This window comes from Angustibacter peucedani, assembly GCF_054779595.1.
In genome coordinates, this window is sequence record NZ_BAAGXY010000002.1 from 1 (window position 1) to 13,948 (window position 13,948).

The 13,948-nt window shown below is 74.7% G+C and carries 13 protein-coding genes; 4 read left to right on the forward strand and 9 right to left on the reverse strand.

Going from position 1 to position 13,948, the window contains the following annotated elements; all coding sequences use genetic code 11:
* The 4 genes from ACYVJ4_RS00300 to ACYVJ4_RS00315 form a co-directional block, all read right to left on the reverse strand.
* Positions 1-759 (reverse strand): DUF222 domain-containing protein (locus ACYVJ4_RS00300; RefSeq protein ID WP_460458103.1); only part of this gene is annotated, 759 nt, incomplete at its 3' end.
* 115 nt (positions 760-874) lie between these two features.
* A complete protein-coding gene (locus ACYVJ4_RS00305; protein ID WP_460458104.1) occupies positions 875-2,044 on the reverse strand; it encodes a DUF4185 domain-containing protein in 1,170 nt (389 codons plus the stop codon).
* 30 nt (positions 2,045-2,074) lie between these two features.
* Complete coding sequence (locus ACYVJ4_RS00310) at positions 2,075-3,952, reverse strand: Na+/H+ antiporter NhaA (RefSeq protein ID WP_460458105.1); 1,878 nt, start codon at positions 3,950-3,952, stop codon at positions 2,075-2,077.
* Positions 3,949-5,076, reverse strand: a complete 1,128-nt coding sequence (locus tag ACYVJ4_RS00315) for a glutamate--cysteine ligase (protein WP_460458106.1) — start codon at positions 5,074-5,076, stop codon at positions 3,949-3,951. Before ACYVJ4_RS00315 ends, ACYVJ4_RS00310 begins: the two co-directional genes overlap by 4 nt.
* Before the next feature lie 212 nt (positions 5,077-5,288).
* Here ACYVJ4_RS00315 and ACYVJ4_RS00320 point away from each other — a divergent pair, with 212 nt between their 5' ends.
* Together ACYVJ4_RS00320 and ACYVJ4_RS00325 are read left to right on the forward strand one after the other, a co-directional pair.
* Positions 5,289-6,329 (forward strand): GGDEF domain-containing protein, encoded by a 1,041-nt coding sequence (locus ACYVJ4_RS00320; protein ID WP_460458107.1) that lies wholly within the window; start codon positions 5,289-5,291, stop codon positions 6,327-6,329.
* Between the two features lie 147 nt (positions 6,330-6,476).
* Positions 6,477-6,929: an SRPBCC family protein gene (locus ACYVJ4_RS00325; RefSeq protein WP_460458108.1), complete on the forward strand. Its 453-nt coding sequence runs from the start codon at positions 6,477-6,479 to the stop codon at positions 6,927-6,929.
* Positions 6,930-6,932: 3 nt separating this feature from the next.
* Here ACYVJ4_RS00325 and ACYVJ4_RS00330 read toward each other — a convergent pair whose 3' ends face one another.
* A complete protein-coding gene (locus tag ACYVJ4_RS00330; RefSeq protein WP_460458109.1) occupies positions 6,933-8,624 on the reverse strand; it encodes a SpoIIE family protein phosphatase in 1,692 nt (563 codons plus the stop codon).
* 9 nt (positions 8,625-8,633) lie between these two features.
* Positions 8,634-9,152 (reverse strand): glutathione peroxidase, encoded by a 519-nt coding sequence (locus tag ACYVJ4_RS00335; RefSeq protein WP_460458251.1) that lies wholly within the window; start codon positions 9,150-9,152, stop codon positions 8,634-8,636.
* Positions 9,153-9,233: 81 nt separating this feature from the next.
* Here ACYVJ4_RS00335 and ACYVJ4_RS00340 point away from each other — a divergent pair, with 81 nt between their 5' ends.
* Together ACYVJ4_RS00340 and ACYVJ4_RS00345 are read left to right on the forward strand one after the other, a co-directional pair.
* Positions 9,234-10,313, forward strand: a complete 1,080-nt coding sequence (locus tag ACYVJ4_RS00340; RefSeq protein WP_460458110.1) for a ferredoxin reductase — start codon at positions 9,234-9,236, stop codon at positions 10,311-10,313.
* Positions 10,314-10,323: 10 nt separating this feature from the next.
* Positions 10,324-11,526, forward strand: a complete 1,203-nt coding sequence (locus tag ACYVJ4_RS00345) for a fatty acid desaturase family protein (protein ID WP_460458111.1) — start codon at positions 10,324-10,326, stop codon at positions 11,524-11,526.
* On the opposite strand, the gene ACYVJ4_RS00350 is transcribed toward ACYVJ4_RS00345, so the two are convergent.
* The 3 genes from ACYVJ4_RS00350 to ACYVJ4_RS00360 are packed head-to-tail and all read right to left on the reverse strand — an operon-like array spanning position 11,523 to position 13,892.
* The gene (locus ACYVJ4_RS00350) at positions 11,523-12,512 is read right to left on the reverse strand and encodes a TIGR03557 family F420-dependent LLM class oxidoreductase (RefSeq protein ID WP_460458112.1); all 990 of its coding nucleotides are present in this window, start codon (positions 12,510-12,512) and stop codon (positions 11,523-11,525) included. The genes ACYVJ4_RS00345 and ACYVJ4_RS00350 overlap by 4 nt on opposite strands.
* Entirely contained in the window at positions 12,512-12,700 is a 189-nt protein-coding gene (locus ACYVJ4_RS00355; protein ID WP_460458113.1) for a hypothetical protein, read from the reverse strand. The genes ACYVJ4_RS00350 and ACYVJ4_RS00355 overlap by 1 nt, the downstream gene beginning before the upstream one ends.
* 49 nt (positions 12,701-12,749) lie before the next feature.
* Positions 12,750-13,892 (reverse strand): diguanylate cyclase domain-containing protein, encoded by a 1,143-nt coding sequence (locus ACYVJ4_RS00360; protein WP_460458114.1) that lies wholly within the window; start codon positions 13,890-13,892, stop codon positions 12,750-12,752.
* Positions 13,893-13,948 lie beyond the last annotated feature (56 nt).

Here is a 13,948-nt window from a genome sequence, read left to right on the forward strand (position 1 = left end):
CTCTTCGGCCAGGCGCTGCAGCCCGTCATGCCGCCGCTGGGCGGCCGTGCGCGGGTCGGGTGTCCCGTCCGCAGCAGGTTGTGGTGCGGACCAGGCGTCGACCGCCGCCTTGAGGGCCGCTCCGGCCCGCTTGGTCAGCAGCGCCTCCAGATGCCACAGGCCCGAGTCCATCGGCACCAGGGTCACCCCGCGGACCTGCTCCTGCCGGCGCTCGTCGCGGGCGAGCCGGTCGTCGGCGCCCGGGTCCAACGACGCGCGCAGCTTCGCCGCGACCTTGGCCAACGCTCTGGGGTCGAGCCGGTCAGCCTCGCCCAGCAGCAAGGCCTGGACCTGCTCGACCGCCTCGGCCGGCACCACCCCCACCGGGACCACCGGGGGCAGCAGCGCGGTGACCGCACCCATCACGGCGTCGGCCTGCGGACCGGACACCGCCCCGGCCGCCAGCGCGTCGCGGGTCGGGGCCAGCACGGCGGCGACCGGCGCCCGGTACAGCGCCTCGGCCCGGCGGGCCACCACCCGCGCCTCGGCCAGCCCCGCGGTGGGGACTTCCCACTGCACCCACGCGGCGACGTCCCGGCAGCCTTTGGCGGCCGGGAGGCCACGGGACTGGGCCTGCGCAGCCAGCGCGATCTTGCGGGCCGCTGCCAGCCGTTCGACCCGCTCGGCCTCGCGGTAGGCCGCGCCGAGGTCGCGGTCGGCGACCTGCCACGCGGGCACGACGAACAGGTCGTCGTCCGGTGGGTGCACGGCTGCTGTCATGTGTCAAACCTAGATGCAGCAACCGACAAACGACTGCGGCACAACAGACCTGTGGACGACATGACCACCGTCGTGCACAGGTGGACGAACGCCGAGCGGCACGCCTGCACGATCCTCAGGGGCGGTCGATCTCGGCGAACACCGGGCGCCCGAGCGAGGGATCGCGCACCAGCCGGGCGAAGTCCGTGGTGTTGCGCGAGATCGAGACCAGCAGCTTCCCCGACGCCAGGTGGATGTCGGGGTGCGCCAGCGGCGCGTACTGCAGCCGCCCGGCCGAGTCCTGGAACCGCGCCGTGACGCCGCGCCGCGCGGTCCACGGCCCGACGGCGGACGGCGCCGTCCACGAGTAGACCGTGTGGCCGAGGTCGCCGTCGCGCTTCGACACCACGACGTAGGAGCCGTCCAGCACGTTCACCGACAAGGTCTGCGACACCCCGCCCTGCGCGGCCAGCACCGGCTGCACCGCCTGCAGGTCCGACGTCCAGCGCGCGCCGTCCCAGAAGCGCCAGCGCGACCGGTCGCGCGGGTCGCCGACCGGCGCCCGCGCCACCGCCAGCGAGCGCCCGAACGCCGCGTCGCCGGACGGCAGGCGGGTGCCGTAGACGTACAGCCAGTCGCCGTCGACGACCATGGCCGAGCCCCAGTTCACCTGGTGCGGGTCGGCGTTGTCGGCCGTGATGTCCAGCTGGGAGATCCGTTGCGGCACACCACCTGGAGGCACCACGAAGGTGGTCGCGCTCGACCCCAGGTAGGTGAAGTCGAAGGCGCCGGACGGACCACGCCGGATGCGCGCGCTGGTCACGACGACGAGCTCTTGGCCCTCGCGCTCCAGCACCGCGACCGACATCGGCCAGTGCACGACGCCGTCCTCGCGGTCGGGGATCACCGGTCCGTCACCGGGCGGCAGCACCTGCGCGGTGCACAGCCCGGACGTGACGAGCATGGAGTTCGCGACGACGCGCGGCGTCACGCGGTCCGAGCGCAGGGTGTCGCCGAAGACCCAGACGATGCGGCCGTCCTGCAGCCGGGCCGAGGCGCCGATGTCGGCCGCCTGCCAGTGCGGCAGCGACAGCGCCCCGACGATCTCGTTGAGCTGGTCGACCGTCACTGACAGGGGCGGGTGCGGCGGCAGCGCCGGGCACCGCGGCTCGAGGGTCTCGCGGGCCGACGCCGTCGCGCGGCCGCCGTCGGACGTCGTGCCCGACCCGTCGCTGCACGCGGTCAGCCCGAGCAGCGCGGCCAGGACGACGACGGCCGCGGCACGCCGTCGTCCGCCGAGGATCACGCCGACCAGGCTAGGCCGGACGACGTCCCCTCACGACACCGGACGGCCGGCGAGGGCCGACCGGGCCTCGTCGACCGAGGCCAGCAGCGACGGCAGGTCGAACGCGCCGTGGTGCCGGCGTCCGTTGACGAAGAACGTCGGTGTGCCGCGCACCCCGCTCGCCGCCGCTCCCTCGACGTCGGCCGCGATGCGCCCAGAACCCTTGCCGTTCTTGAGGTCGTGCACGAATCGCTCGACGTCCAGGCCCAGCTCGCGCGCGTAGCCGACCAGATGGGTCGGCGTCAGGGCGTCCTGGTGCTCGAGCAGCAGGTCGCGCATCTCCCAGAACCGGCCCTGGCGGTCGGCGGCCTCGGTCGCGAGCGCCGCCTGCTGCGCCCGTGGGTGCACGTCGGTGAGCGGCAGGTGGCGCCAGACGTACCGGACGTCGGTGCACCCGGCCAGCAGCTCGCGCACCGCCGGCTCGGCCCGCCCGCAGTAGGGGCACTCCAGGTCGCCGTACTCCACCAACGTCACGGGGGCGTCGGGCGCGCCGCGCACGTGGTCGCGGTCGAGGTCGACGTCGTCGAGCAGGTCCACCAGGTCGGGAGCGCTGCCGTACAGCGCCCGCACCCGGCGCGCGGCCGGCAGCGCCTGGACCACCCGCCCGACGACCCAGGTCACCGCGGTCGAGAGCACGACCGCCGCCAGGACGCCGAGCACCGCCTGGTCGAGCTGGGCGCCCTCGAGCGCGATCGAGGCGATGAGCAGCGCGACGGTGAAGCCCGCTCCCGTCGCGGCGCCGCCGGCGGCCACGGCGCCCCACCCGACGGCGGGCCGCAGCCGTCCACGGCTGGCGGCCTGCACGACCCAGGCCGACACCAGCACGCCGACGGGCTTGCCGACGACGTAGGCGACCACCACCGCCCACGTCAGCCGGGAGCCGGCCGCCGCGCGCAGGGCCGACGGCCCCAGCGGCACGCCGGCGTTGGCGAGCGCGAAGAGCGGCACGACCAGGTAGCTGGTCCACGGGTGGAAGAGGTTCTGCAGCCGCTCGTTGGGCGACACCGCGAACCGCAGCCCCAGCTGCGCCGACCGCGCGAGCTCGGACGTCGGCTGCTCGCGGAAGGACCGGAACCGGTCGGCCGCCTCCTGCAGCGCGTCGACGGTGACCGGGTGCGCGTACAGCAGCAGTCCCAGCGCCAGGCCGAGCACCAGCGGGTCGACCCCGGACATGTGCAGGAAGCCCCAGACCGCCACCGACACCAGGGTGTAGACGACGCCGTGCCGCCGCCGGGTCAGCACGCCGTACGCCACCCCGCCGAACAGCACCACCGCGGCCAGCAGCGGCCACCACCGCAGGTCGTCCCCGTAGAACACCGCGATCACGACGAGCGCGAGCACGTCGTCGACGACCAGCACGGCGAGCAGGAAGGTGCGGATGCGGTCGGTCGGCCGGGTGCGCAGCAGCGCCACGACGCCGAGGGCGAACGCGGTGTCCGTCGACATCGCCACGCCCCAAGCGTGGGCGACGTCGCTGCCGGCCGTCAGCGCCAGGTAGGTGCCGACCGCGCACGCCATGGCGGCCACGCCGGCGACCGCGGGGAGCACCGTGCGGCTGCGCACCCGCAGCTCGCCGATGTCCAGCGCCCGCCGCGCCTCCAGCCCCACCACCAGGAAGTAGAACGTCATCAGGCCGCTGTTCACCCAACCGCGCAGGTCGTCGTCCAGGCGCCCGTCGCCCAGCTGCACGGTCAGGGACGTCGACCACAGCCGGTCGTAGGACGACGGCGCGACCGCGACCCAGACGAGGGCGACCACCACGGCCGCGGCGAGGAGGGCGGAGCTGCCGGTCTCGGTGCGCACGAAGGTCAGGAACGGCGTGCTGCCCGTGCGGGCCCACGGCGTGCTGCTCGCGTCGTCCGAGCTCATCCGCCCGACCCGGCCGACGTCCGCAGCTCCTCGACCAGCGAGTCGACCACGGCGTGCAGGTCCCCACCCGCAGCGGCCTGGACCGCGCGCTGCCGCTGGTAGCTCGCGCCGCGCCGCCAGAGCGTCTCGACCCCGGCCAGCTCGTCGGCGCAGCCGAGCTCGCGGGCCAGCGGCGCCAGGCGCTCGAGCAGGTCGGCGAGGTCGTCGGTGACGAGCCGCTCGGCGCCCGCCGCGTCCAGGATGATCTCGGCATCCAGCCCGTAGCGGGCGGCGCGCCACTTGTTCTCCTGCACGTGCCACGGCGGCAGGGACGGCAGCTGCTCGCCGTCGTCCAGGCGGCGCGACAGGTCGACCACCAGGCACTGCACGAGCGCGGTCAGCGCACCGACCTCGTCCAGCGTCGGCACGCCGTCGCACACGCGGTTCTCGATCGTGCCCAGGTGCGGTGCGGGCCGGACGTCCCAGCGGATCTCGCCCAGCTCCTCGATCACGCCGGTGCGGAACATGTCGTCGACGTACGCCTCGTAGCCCGCCCAGTCGTCGAACTGGAACGGCAGCCCGGCGGTCGGCAGCTGCTGGAACATCATCGCCCGGTTGCTGGCGTAGCCGGTGTCCTCGCCGTCCCAGAACGGGCTGGACGCCGACAGCGCCTGCAGGTGCGGGAACCAGGTCAGCAGCGACGACAGCACCGGCATCACGTGCGCCACCGACGTGACCCCGACGTGCACGTGGACGCCGTAGATCAGCATCTGCCGGCCCCACCACTGGGTGCGGTCGATCAGCCGTGCGTACCGCTCCCCTTCGCTCACCGCCTGGTCCGACCACGCCGCGAAGGGATGGGTACCGGCGCAGAACGCGGCGACGCCCAGGGCGTCGGTGACCCGGTGCACCTCTCGCAGGGTCCCGCGCAGGTCGTCGACCGCCTGCGGGACGTCGTCGCAGACCCCGGTGACCAGCTCGACGGTGTTCAGCAGCAGCTCGCGGTGGGCCTTGCCCTCCGGCAGCTCGCGGTACACCTGCGGGCCGTGGGGCACCAGGTCGCGGGTGGTCGGGTCGACCAGCGCGAGCTCCCACTCGACGCCGAGCGTCGGCCGGGCGGAGGGGGTGAACGAGATGCGTCCCACGCGCTCCCCCCGTGGGCCGGGCCCGGCGGTCCCGGGTCGTCGCGCACCAGCCTGCCACCCCCTGCGCGTCCGGGCGAGCGCCGATGATCAAGGCCGGGGCCCGACCCGCCGACAACAGGTGGATGGGGAGCCCTCGACCCGGGGACGCCGGTCGCCCGACCGTCGTCCCCCTGCGGCGTCAGGCGTGGCCGCGAGCGGTGGCCGCGCAGCTCGTGCGACCCCTCGCAGCCGACGAGCACCGGGCTCGGTTCTGGGTGCGGCACGTGCGCATCGGCGTCGCGCAGAGCGAGCTGGCGGCGGTCGTCGCGATCGTCTACGCGGTGGTGCGCGGGCCGCACACCGACCTGGTCACGGTCGGCGTCGCGGCCCTGACCATGGCCGTCAGCCCGCTGCTCCTGCTCGTCCCCATCGACCGCTGGTCGCGCGACCGCCGCGGCTCCGCCTTCTTCTACTCCTGGAGCGTCGCGACGACGCTCGTGATCGCCGTGGCCATGGTGCGCGACGGCGGTTCGACCAGCCCGCTCGCCTGGCTGCTGGTGCTGACGCTGGCCTTCGCCGGCCTCGCCTACCCCGCGCTCGGCGTGCTCGTCATGGGCGCGTTCATGATCGGCACCTACCTGGTGACGGTGTCGATCACCGAGGCGCAGGTCTCGCACAGCCTGGTGACCGCCACGATCCTCGGCCTCTTCACCCTGATGATCGCGTGGGTGTCGAGCAACCAGTGGCAGATGTCGGAGCGCCAGCACGCGCTGGCGCAGCGGCTCGCGGTGCTCGCCGACACCGACGACCTCACCTCGCTGCTCAACCGCCGGGCCTTCGGCGCCCGCGTGCAGACCGCCGTGGATGCCGCGACGCCCGAGGCGCCGGTCTCGGTGCTGGTGCTCGACCTCGACGGCTTCAAGGCCGTCAACGACGCGCGCGGCCACGCCGAGGGCGACCGCGTGCTGGTCGACGTCGCGGGCGCGCTGCGGGCCGTCACCGGGCCGGACGACGCCGCCGCCCGGCTCGGCGGCGACGAGTTCGCGCTCCTGCTCACCGCCAGCCCGGACGCCGACGCCCGCGCCCGGGCCGAGCAGGTGAGCGGGCTCGTCGCGACCGGCCGCTCGTCGCGCCAGGTCGGCGCGAGCATCGGGTGCGTGACGACGTCCGAGCCGTGCGGGGTGGAGGAGCTGCTCGCCCGCGCCGACGCCGCCATGTACGCGATCAAGCCCGGACGTCGGTCCGCGCCCGCCGCGCAGCCGGTCACCGCCTGACGCTGGACGTGCGCCGCCCCGCACCGCGCGGCAGAGTGGACGGCGCGGCCCACCGGCCGTCCGAGGACGTCCAGCCACCGGCGTGCCCGCTCACCGCGGCCCGCCCACCCCTGCGGGCCCCGTCGCCCGAGGAGCCCGCTTCCTGCCATGGCCAAGCACACCGTGCAGGTCGTCGCCGAGGTCACCGCCCGGCCGGACGAGATCTACCACCACTGGAACGAGCGCTCGGACTACCCGCGCTTCGTGCCGGACGTCGCCGCCGTCCAGCCGCTCGACGAGGTGTGGAGCCGGTGGACGCCGGACGACGGCACCGCCCCGTTCGACGTCGAGCTGACCGACGCGGTGCCCCAGCGGTGCGTCGCCTGGCGCTGCCACCGGCCCTCGCGCGACCGCGCCACGGTGCGCCTGTGGCCGAGCGGCCCCGGCGCGACCCGGCTCGAGCTCGAGGTCGGCTGGCACGCCGCGGACGACGCCGACCGGGACCGCTGGCGGGCCTGGGCGCACAGCCTGCTGGAGGGGTTCACGGCGGTGCTGCTCGACGAGCACGCCAGCTTCGTCGACGACCTGACCGCCGGCGACCAGCTGCCGCACACCGACTAGCCGTCAGAGGGGCGTGCGGCGCAGCACGATCAGCGCCGTGTCGTCGTTCGCGGCGGCGAGCGCCAGCAGCCGGGTCGCGATCTCCTCGACCGGCGTGCCGCGCCGGATCGCGGTGAGAGCTGCGACCGCCGCCGCGATGCCGTCGTCCAGGTCGACGCCGCGCGCCTCGACCAGCCCGTCGGTGAACGCCACCAGCAGCGAGCCGGGCGGGAACGGCACGACGAGCTCCTCGTAGCCGCCGACGCCGAGGCCGAGCGGCGGCCCGGGCGGGGCCTGCACGAGCACGACCCGGTCGTCGTGCGAGGGCCGCACCATGAGCGGCGGGTGCCCGGCGTTGGCGACCGTGAGGGTGTCGGCGACCGGGTCGATCACCGCGTAGACGGCCGTCGCGAAGCGGGGCGGCAGCCGGTGGCCCGGGTCCTGCGCGCCGGGGCGCACCAGGTCGGCGACCTGGTCGTCGAGCAGGGACAGGACGGTGCCCGGCGGGACGTCGGCGTGCGACAGCGCGCGCATCCCGGACCGCGCCTGGCCCATCAGGACGGCGGCCGGCACCCCGCGGCCGGACACGTCGCCGACCCCGACGGCCACGCGGCCGCCGCCGAGGTGGTGCACGTCCCACCAGTCGCCGCCGACCTCGACCCCCACGCTGCCGGCGACGTAGCGCACCGCCACCTCGAGGCCGGGCTGCGGCGCCGGGACCGCCGGCAGCAGCGCCCGCTGCAGCAGGAGCGCGGTCTCCTGCTGGCGCTGGAACGCCCGCGCGTGGCTGACGGCCACGCCGGCCCGGGCGGCGACGTCCTCGAAGAACCCGGCGTCGTCCAGGCGGTAGCGGTCGCGCGGGGCCACGGACAGCAGCACCAGCGCACCGTTCAGCCGGCCCGCCACGACGAGCGGGACGACGACGACGTTGCGCGCGCCGGCCGCCGCCATCCAGTCCCGGCTGGCGTCGTCGGCCGTGAGGTCGGCCCGGGCCGGGTCGAGCTCGTCGTCGAGGTCGACGACGACGGTCTTGCCCGCCGCGAGGGAGTCGTCCCACGGCGAGGGTCCCGAGCGCTGCCGCGGCGCCGGTGGCGGCCCGGCGCTCGCGAGCAGGCCGGCCGACAGGCTCAGCGCGGCCGGCGGCAGCGCCTCGCCCTGGCCGTCGCCCGCTGCCGCGGGGTCGAGGACGTAGACCGCCGCGAGGTCGGCGAGCGCGGGCACCAGCGCGTCGGTGAGCGTCTGCAGGGCCGTCGCAGGATCGGTCGCCTCGGTCATCGCCTCGGTGAGCGCGCCGAGCAGCTGGGCCCGCACGGCCGCCTGCTGCGAGCGCGCCTCGGCCGAGGCGTCCACCGCGGTGAGCACGACGCCCTCGTGCGGCGGGCCGTCCCCGAGCGGGGCCATCACGTACCGCAGCACCATCTCGTCGCCGTGCGCGTCGAGCAGCCCGACGTTCGTGCGCGGCATGGCGACCGGCTGCCCGGTGGTGCGCACCTCCTCCAGCCGGTCCCACCGCTCGGGCGGGTAGTCCGGGAAGGCCTCCAGCACGGGGACGCCGAGCGGCCGCCGTCCGAGCACGCGCTCGGACTCGGCGTTCTGGTAGACGAGCACGTTGCGCGGTCCCCACACGACCGTGACGAGCGCGGGCGCGACGGCGAGGCTCGGACCGAACCGGCCGAGCAGCTCGCGCGCCGACGGCGGCGCCACGTCGTCGTCCACGGCCGCAGACTACTGGCGCGGCTGGTCCCCCAGAAGGCGTTCGACCGCACCCACGACCCGCGGGTCGTCGGGCGTGATGTCCGGGCTCCAGCGCTCGACGACCTCGCCGTCGGCGGTGAGCAGGAACTTCTCGAAGTTCCACCGGACGTCGCCGCTGTGCTGCTGGCCGTCGGCGGCCTCGGTGACCTGCTCGAATACCGGGTGGCGCTCGGGACCGTTGACGTCGAGCTTCTGCGTCAGCGGGAAGGTCACGCCGTAGGTCGTCGAGCAGAAGGTCGCGATGTCGTCGGCCGAGCCCGGCTCCTGGCCGGCGAACTGGTTGCACGGCGCGCCCACGACGCTGAAGCCCTGCGGTGCGAACCGCTCGTGCAGCTCCTCGAGCTGGGCGTACTGCGGGGTGAGGCCGCAGCGGCTGGCCACGTTGACGAGCAGCAGCGGGTGCCCGCCGGCCAGCTCGCGCAGGGTCGAGGGCGTGCCGTCGAGACGGTCGATCGCGAGGTCGGTCACGGAGGTGGTCACCCGCGCCATCCTGCCCGACGCCCCGGCGGTGTGACGCACGGCATCACCTACGGAGTCGTAACTTACGCTTGCGTAGGTTACGGTTGCGTAATGTCGCTCCTGACCTCCCCGGCCGGCCGCCTGCTGGCCCGGGCCGCCGAGGCCGTCGCCACGCCGCTGGTGCCGTCCGACTACCTCGACCTGGTGGCCCCGCTGCGCGCGGGCGCCGACCTGCGCGGCCGCGTCGTGGACGTGGTGCCGGAGACGCGCGACGCCGCGACCGTCGTCATCCGGCCGGGTCGTTCGTGGCGCGGGCACGTGCCGGGGCAGTACGTGCGGGTCGGCGTCGACGTCCGCGGCGTGCGGCACTGGCGCGCGTACTCGCTCACCTCGCGGCCGGGCGACGAGCTGCTGCAGATCACCGTCAAGGCGATCCCGGACGGCGTGGTCAGCCACCACGTGGTGCGCGCGCTGCGCCCGGGCACACTGGTGCACCTCGACCAGGCGACCGGCGACTTCGTCCTCGGCACCCACCGCGGGCGCACCCTCTTCGTCACGGCCGGCTCGGGCATCACGCCCGTCCTCGGCATGCTGCGCCACCACCTCGACGAGCTCGAGGACGTCGTCCTCGTGCACTCCGCCCCCACGCCGGACGACGTCGTGCTGGGGGCGGAGCTGCGCGCGCTGCACGCGGGCGGCCGGCTGCGGCTCGTCGAGCGGCACACCGACGTCGACGGGATCGTCACGCCGGACCAGCTGGACGCGCTGGTGCCCGACTGGCGCGGCCGCGAGACCTGGGCCTGCGGCCCCACCGGGCTGCTGGACGCCTTCGAGGCCCACTACGCCGACGCGGGCCTCGCGGCCGCGCTGCACACGGAGCGGTTCCGTCCGGTCGTCGTCGCGGCGGCCGAGGGCGGCTCGGTGTCGTTCTCGCGCAACGGCTCCAGCGCCCCTCCCGTCGTCGTCGAGTCCGACGGCGCCACGACCCTGCTGGACGCCGGCGAGGCCGCGGGCGTGCTGATGCCGTCGGGCTGCCGCATGGGCATCTGCTTCGGCTGCGTCGTGCCGCTGCGCCGCGGAGCGGTGCGCGACCTGCGCTCCGGCGAGCTGACCACCGCCGTCCCCGAGGACGGCATCCGGATCCAGACCTGCGTGTCGGCCGCGGCCGGCGACTGCCACGTCGACCTGTGAGGAGACCACGATGACCGCCACCGCCCTGAACACCCGCCTGCGCACGACCACCACCGAGCGGCGCCACGTGCCCAAGCGCTCGGGCAAGCCCGACCCGACGGCGCACCTGTCGGCCGCCCAGGTCGAGGAGCTCGGCCGCGAGCTGGACGCGTTGCGCCAGCAGGTGTTCGACTCGCGCGGCGAGCGCGACGCCGCCTACATCCGCACCGTGATCCGCTGGCAGCGCTCGCTCGAGCTGGGCAGCCGCGCCGTCCTGCTCTTCTCGCTGTTCCCGCCCGCCTGGCTGCTCGGCACGGTCGGCCTGTCGGTCGCCAAGATCCTCGAGAACATGGAGATCGGGCACAACGTCATGCACGGCCAGTGGGACTGGATGCGCGACCCGAAGATCCACTCGCAGGCGTGGGAGTGGGACAACGCCTCGCCCTCGGACCTGTGGAAGCACAGCCACAACGAGCTGCACCACACGTTCACCAACGTGCTGGGCCGCGACAACGACCTGGGCTACGGGATCATGCGGGTCGACGAGGACCAGCGCTGGTACCCGATGTACGCCCTGCAGCCGGTGTGGAACTTCCTCAACGCCTGCTTCTTCGAGTACGGCATCGCGGCCTACGACCTCGAGCTCGGCAAGCACCTGCGGGAGGGGACCACCGACGACCCGGCCTTCCGCGCCAACCTCGGCAAGGTGCTGCGCAAGATCCGCGGCCAGCTCACCAAGGACTACGTCGTCCACCCGCTGCTGTCCGGCCCGTCGTTCCTGCAGACCATGGGCGCCAACGCGGTCGCCAACCTCGTGCGGAACCTCTGGACCCACTCGGTCATCATGTGCGGCCACTTCCCCGAGGGCGTCGAGACCTTCGCCAAGGACTCGATCGAGGGCGAGACCCGCGGCGAGTGGTACCTGCGCCAGATGATCGGCTCGGCGAACATCCGTGGCAGCAAGGCGATGCACCTGATGACCGGCAACCTGTCGCACCAGATCGAGCACCACCTGTTCCCGGACATGCCGAGCAACCGCTACGCGCAGGTCGCGCCGCAGATCCGCGACGTCTGCCAGCGGTACGGGCTCAGCTACACCACGGGAACCCTTCCGCAGCAGGTGCTCTCGGCCTGGAAGCAGGTCGTGCGGCTGTCGCTGCCAAACGGCACTCGCAGCACCGGCCGGGCGGCCCGGCGCGGACGTCGGGCGCTCGGCCGGCTGCGCGCCGCCTAGTCCCGCGGTGCGGCCTCGCGCAGGGCGGGCAGCAGCTCGTCCTGCGCGAACCGCAGGAAGTCCTGCTGGCTCTCGGCACCGACCTGCACCAGCGCGAGGTCGGTGAACCCGGCGTCCCAGAACGCCTGCACGGCCTCGACGACGGGCTCGACGTCCGGGCCGCACGGGATGCTGCCCGCGACGTCCTCCTCGCGCACGTACTGCGAGGCGGCTGCGAAGCCGGCCGTGGTGGGCAGGTCGGCGTTCACGCCCCAGCCGCCGGCGAACCAGCGGAACTGCTCGTGCGCCGTCGCGCGAGCGGCACCGGCGTCCGGGCCCCAGCAGATCGGCAGCTGGCCGATCGCCCGCGACGCCGGCAGCCCCTCGGCCGAGCGCGTGTCCCTCCACGCGGTCACCAGGTCGGCGTCGGGCTCGACCGCCACGAGGTGGTCGGCCACGGGGGCGAACCGCTCGACCGACCGGTCGCCGGACACCGCGAGCGCCAGCGGCACCGGCGTCTCGGGCCGGTCCCACAGCCGGCCGGACTCGACCCGGAAGTGCTCGCCCGTGTGGTCGACGAGCTCGCCGGTGAACAGCGCGCGGATGATCTCGACGGACTCCTCGAGCATCTCCTGGCGCACGCGCACCGACGGCCAGCCGCGGCCGACGACGTGCTCGTTGAGGTTCTCCCCGGCACCGAGTCCCAACGTGAACCGGCCGTCGCTCAGCAGACCCATGGTCGCGGCCTTCTGCGCCACGACCGCGGGGTGGTACCGCATCGAAGGACAGGTCACGTAGGTCATCAGCTCGACCCGCTCGGTGACCTGGCTGATAGCGCCCAGCACCGACCACGCGTAGGGCGCGTGGCCCTGCGCCTCGAGCCAGGGCGAGTAGTGGTCGCTACAGACCTCGAAGTCGAACCCCGCCTGCTCGGCGGCAGCGGCGTCGCGCACCAGCTGCTGCGGACCGGCCTGCTCGGTCATCAGCGTATAGCCGATCCGCGGCATCAGTCCTCGTCCCGCGGGCTGGTCAGGGGCTTGGTGGAGTCGGGGCCGGGCTCGTCGTCGTCCGGGACCGCAACCTCCTCGTCGGTCTCGGCCGCCGTCGCGCGCTCCTCCTCGCCGGTGCGCTCGTGCTGGTGCTGGCCCTCGTCGGGGTGCTCGTCGATCCGGGGTGCGTCGTCGTCGTGGCTCATGCTGCGAGCGTGCCGCCGCTCCGCGGTGATCGCACGTCGGAGCAGGCGGTCAGAGCGAGCCGGCCGCCGCCGGGTCGAGCGCGCGCGGCTCGCGCTGGGCCCGGCGCAGGCGCGACACCGCCTTCGCGCGGTACAGCGCCTCGTCGGCCTGCCGGACGAGCTCGGCGGACGACGTCCCGACCTCGGCCACGGCGATGCCGACGGACGTGCGGGGGGTGAGGTCGACCCCCTCGACCACCAGCGGCTCCTGCACCGCTGCCACCAGCCGCTGGCCGGTGCGCTCGGACGCGCCGGCCGGCCGCAGCAGCACCGCGAACTCGTCGCCGCCGAGCCGGGCCACGACGTCGGCGCCGCGCAGCGCCGAGGTCAGGCGGCTGCCGACGGCGACCAGCAGGGCGTCGCCCGCGGCGTGGCCGTGCGTGTCGTTGACCTCCTTGAAGCCGTCCAGGTCGAAGTAGAGGACGGCGAGGTCCGGGGCCTCCTCGCGCAGCGACCTCGACAGCTCGCGCTCGAACAGGGTGCGGTTGGCCAGCCCGGTGAGCGGGTCGTGCAACGAGCGCCGTTCGTGCTCGTCGGCCCGACGGCTGAGCCGCTCGTGCCGCTGCACCAGCCCCCACCACGCGCACACCAGGGCGAGCAGGCCGGCACCGGTGACACCGGGGACGGCCACGACGAGGGTGTGGACCAGGCGCTCCTGGCGCTCGGAGGCGAGCGCGACCTCGCGGCGGTGACCGCCGACGGCGCCGTCGATCAGCGACTGGATGGTGTCGAGGGCGGGGCCGGCCGCGCGGTCGTTGGTGCGCGTCGCCGTCCGGCCGCCGCGGTCGGCGACGTCGGCCCGCACCTCGAGCGCGTAGCGGTCGTTGACGACGGTCAGGTAGCTGAGCAGGGCGCGGTCCTTGTCGGACCCGACGTCGCGGACGCGGTCGACCGCGGGCGCGACGCCGGCGATGGCCTGCTCCAGCCGGCGCTGCGACGCTGCTCCCGGTGCCCGCCGGTAGCCGGCCTCGGCGAAGGCCTCGGCCGAGACGGCGCGCTGCAGCCGCGCGTAGGCCGACAGCGTGTGGGTGGCGCGCGCGAGGTCGGCGGCGCTGGAGCGCACCGACAGCACGACCCACCCGGAGGTCGCACCCAGCGCCAGCAGCACCACGGCGAACAGCGCCGAGGCCACCAGGGTCGTGCGTCGTCCCACCAGCCCGTCCCTCGTCTCGATCCGGCCCCTGCCGTGTCTGCATCGGCAGGGCGGGG

Coding starts and splice junctions, on each gene's coding strand:
- ACYVJ4_RS00310 (WP_460458105.1), bottom strand. CDS start 3,952: ATGAGCTCGGACGACGCGAGCAGCACGCCGTGGGCCCGCACGGGCAGC.
- ACYVJ4_RS00325 (WP_460458108.1), top strand. CDS start 6,477: ATGGCCAAGCACACCGTGCAGGTCGTCGCCGAGGTCACCGCCCGGCCG.
- ACYVJ4_RS00335 (WP_460458251.1), bottom strand. CDS start 9,152: ATGGCGCGGGTGACCACCTCCGTGACCGACCTCGCGATCGACCGTCTC.
- ACYVJ4_RS00340 (WP_460458110.1), top strand. CDS start 9,234: ATGTCGCTCCTGACCTCCCCGGCCGGCCGCCTGCTGGCCCGGGCCGCC.
- ACYVJ4_RS00345 (WP_460458111.1), top strand. CDS start 10,324: ATGACCGCCACCGCCCTGAACACCCGCCTGCGCACGACCACCACCGAG.
- ACYVJ4_RS00350 (WP_460458112.1), bottom strand. CDS start 12,512: ATGCCGCGGATCGGCTATACGCTGATGACCGAGCAGGCCGGTCCGCAG.
- ACYVJ4_RS00355 (WP_460458113.1), bottom strand. CDS start 12,700: ATGAGCCACGACGACGACGCACCCCGGATCGACGAGCACCCCGACGAG.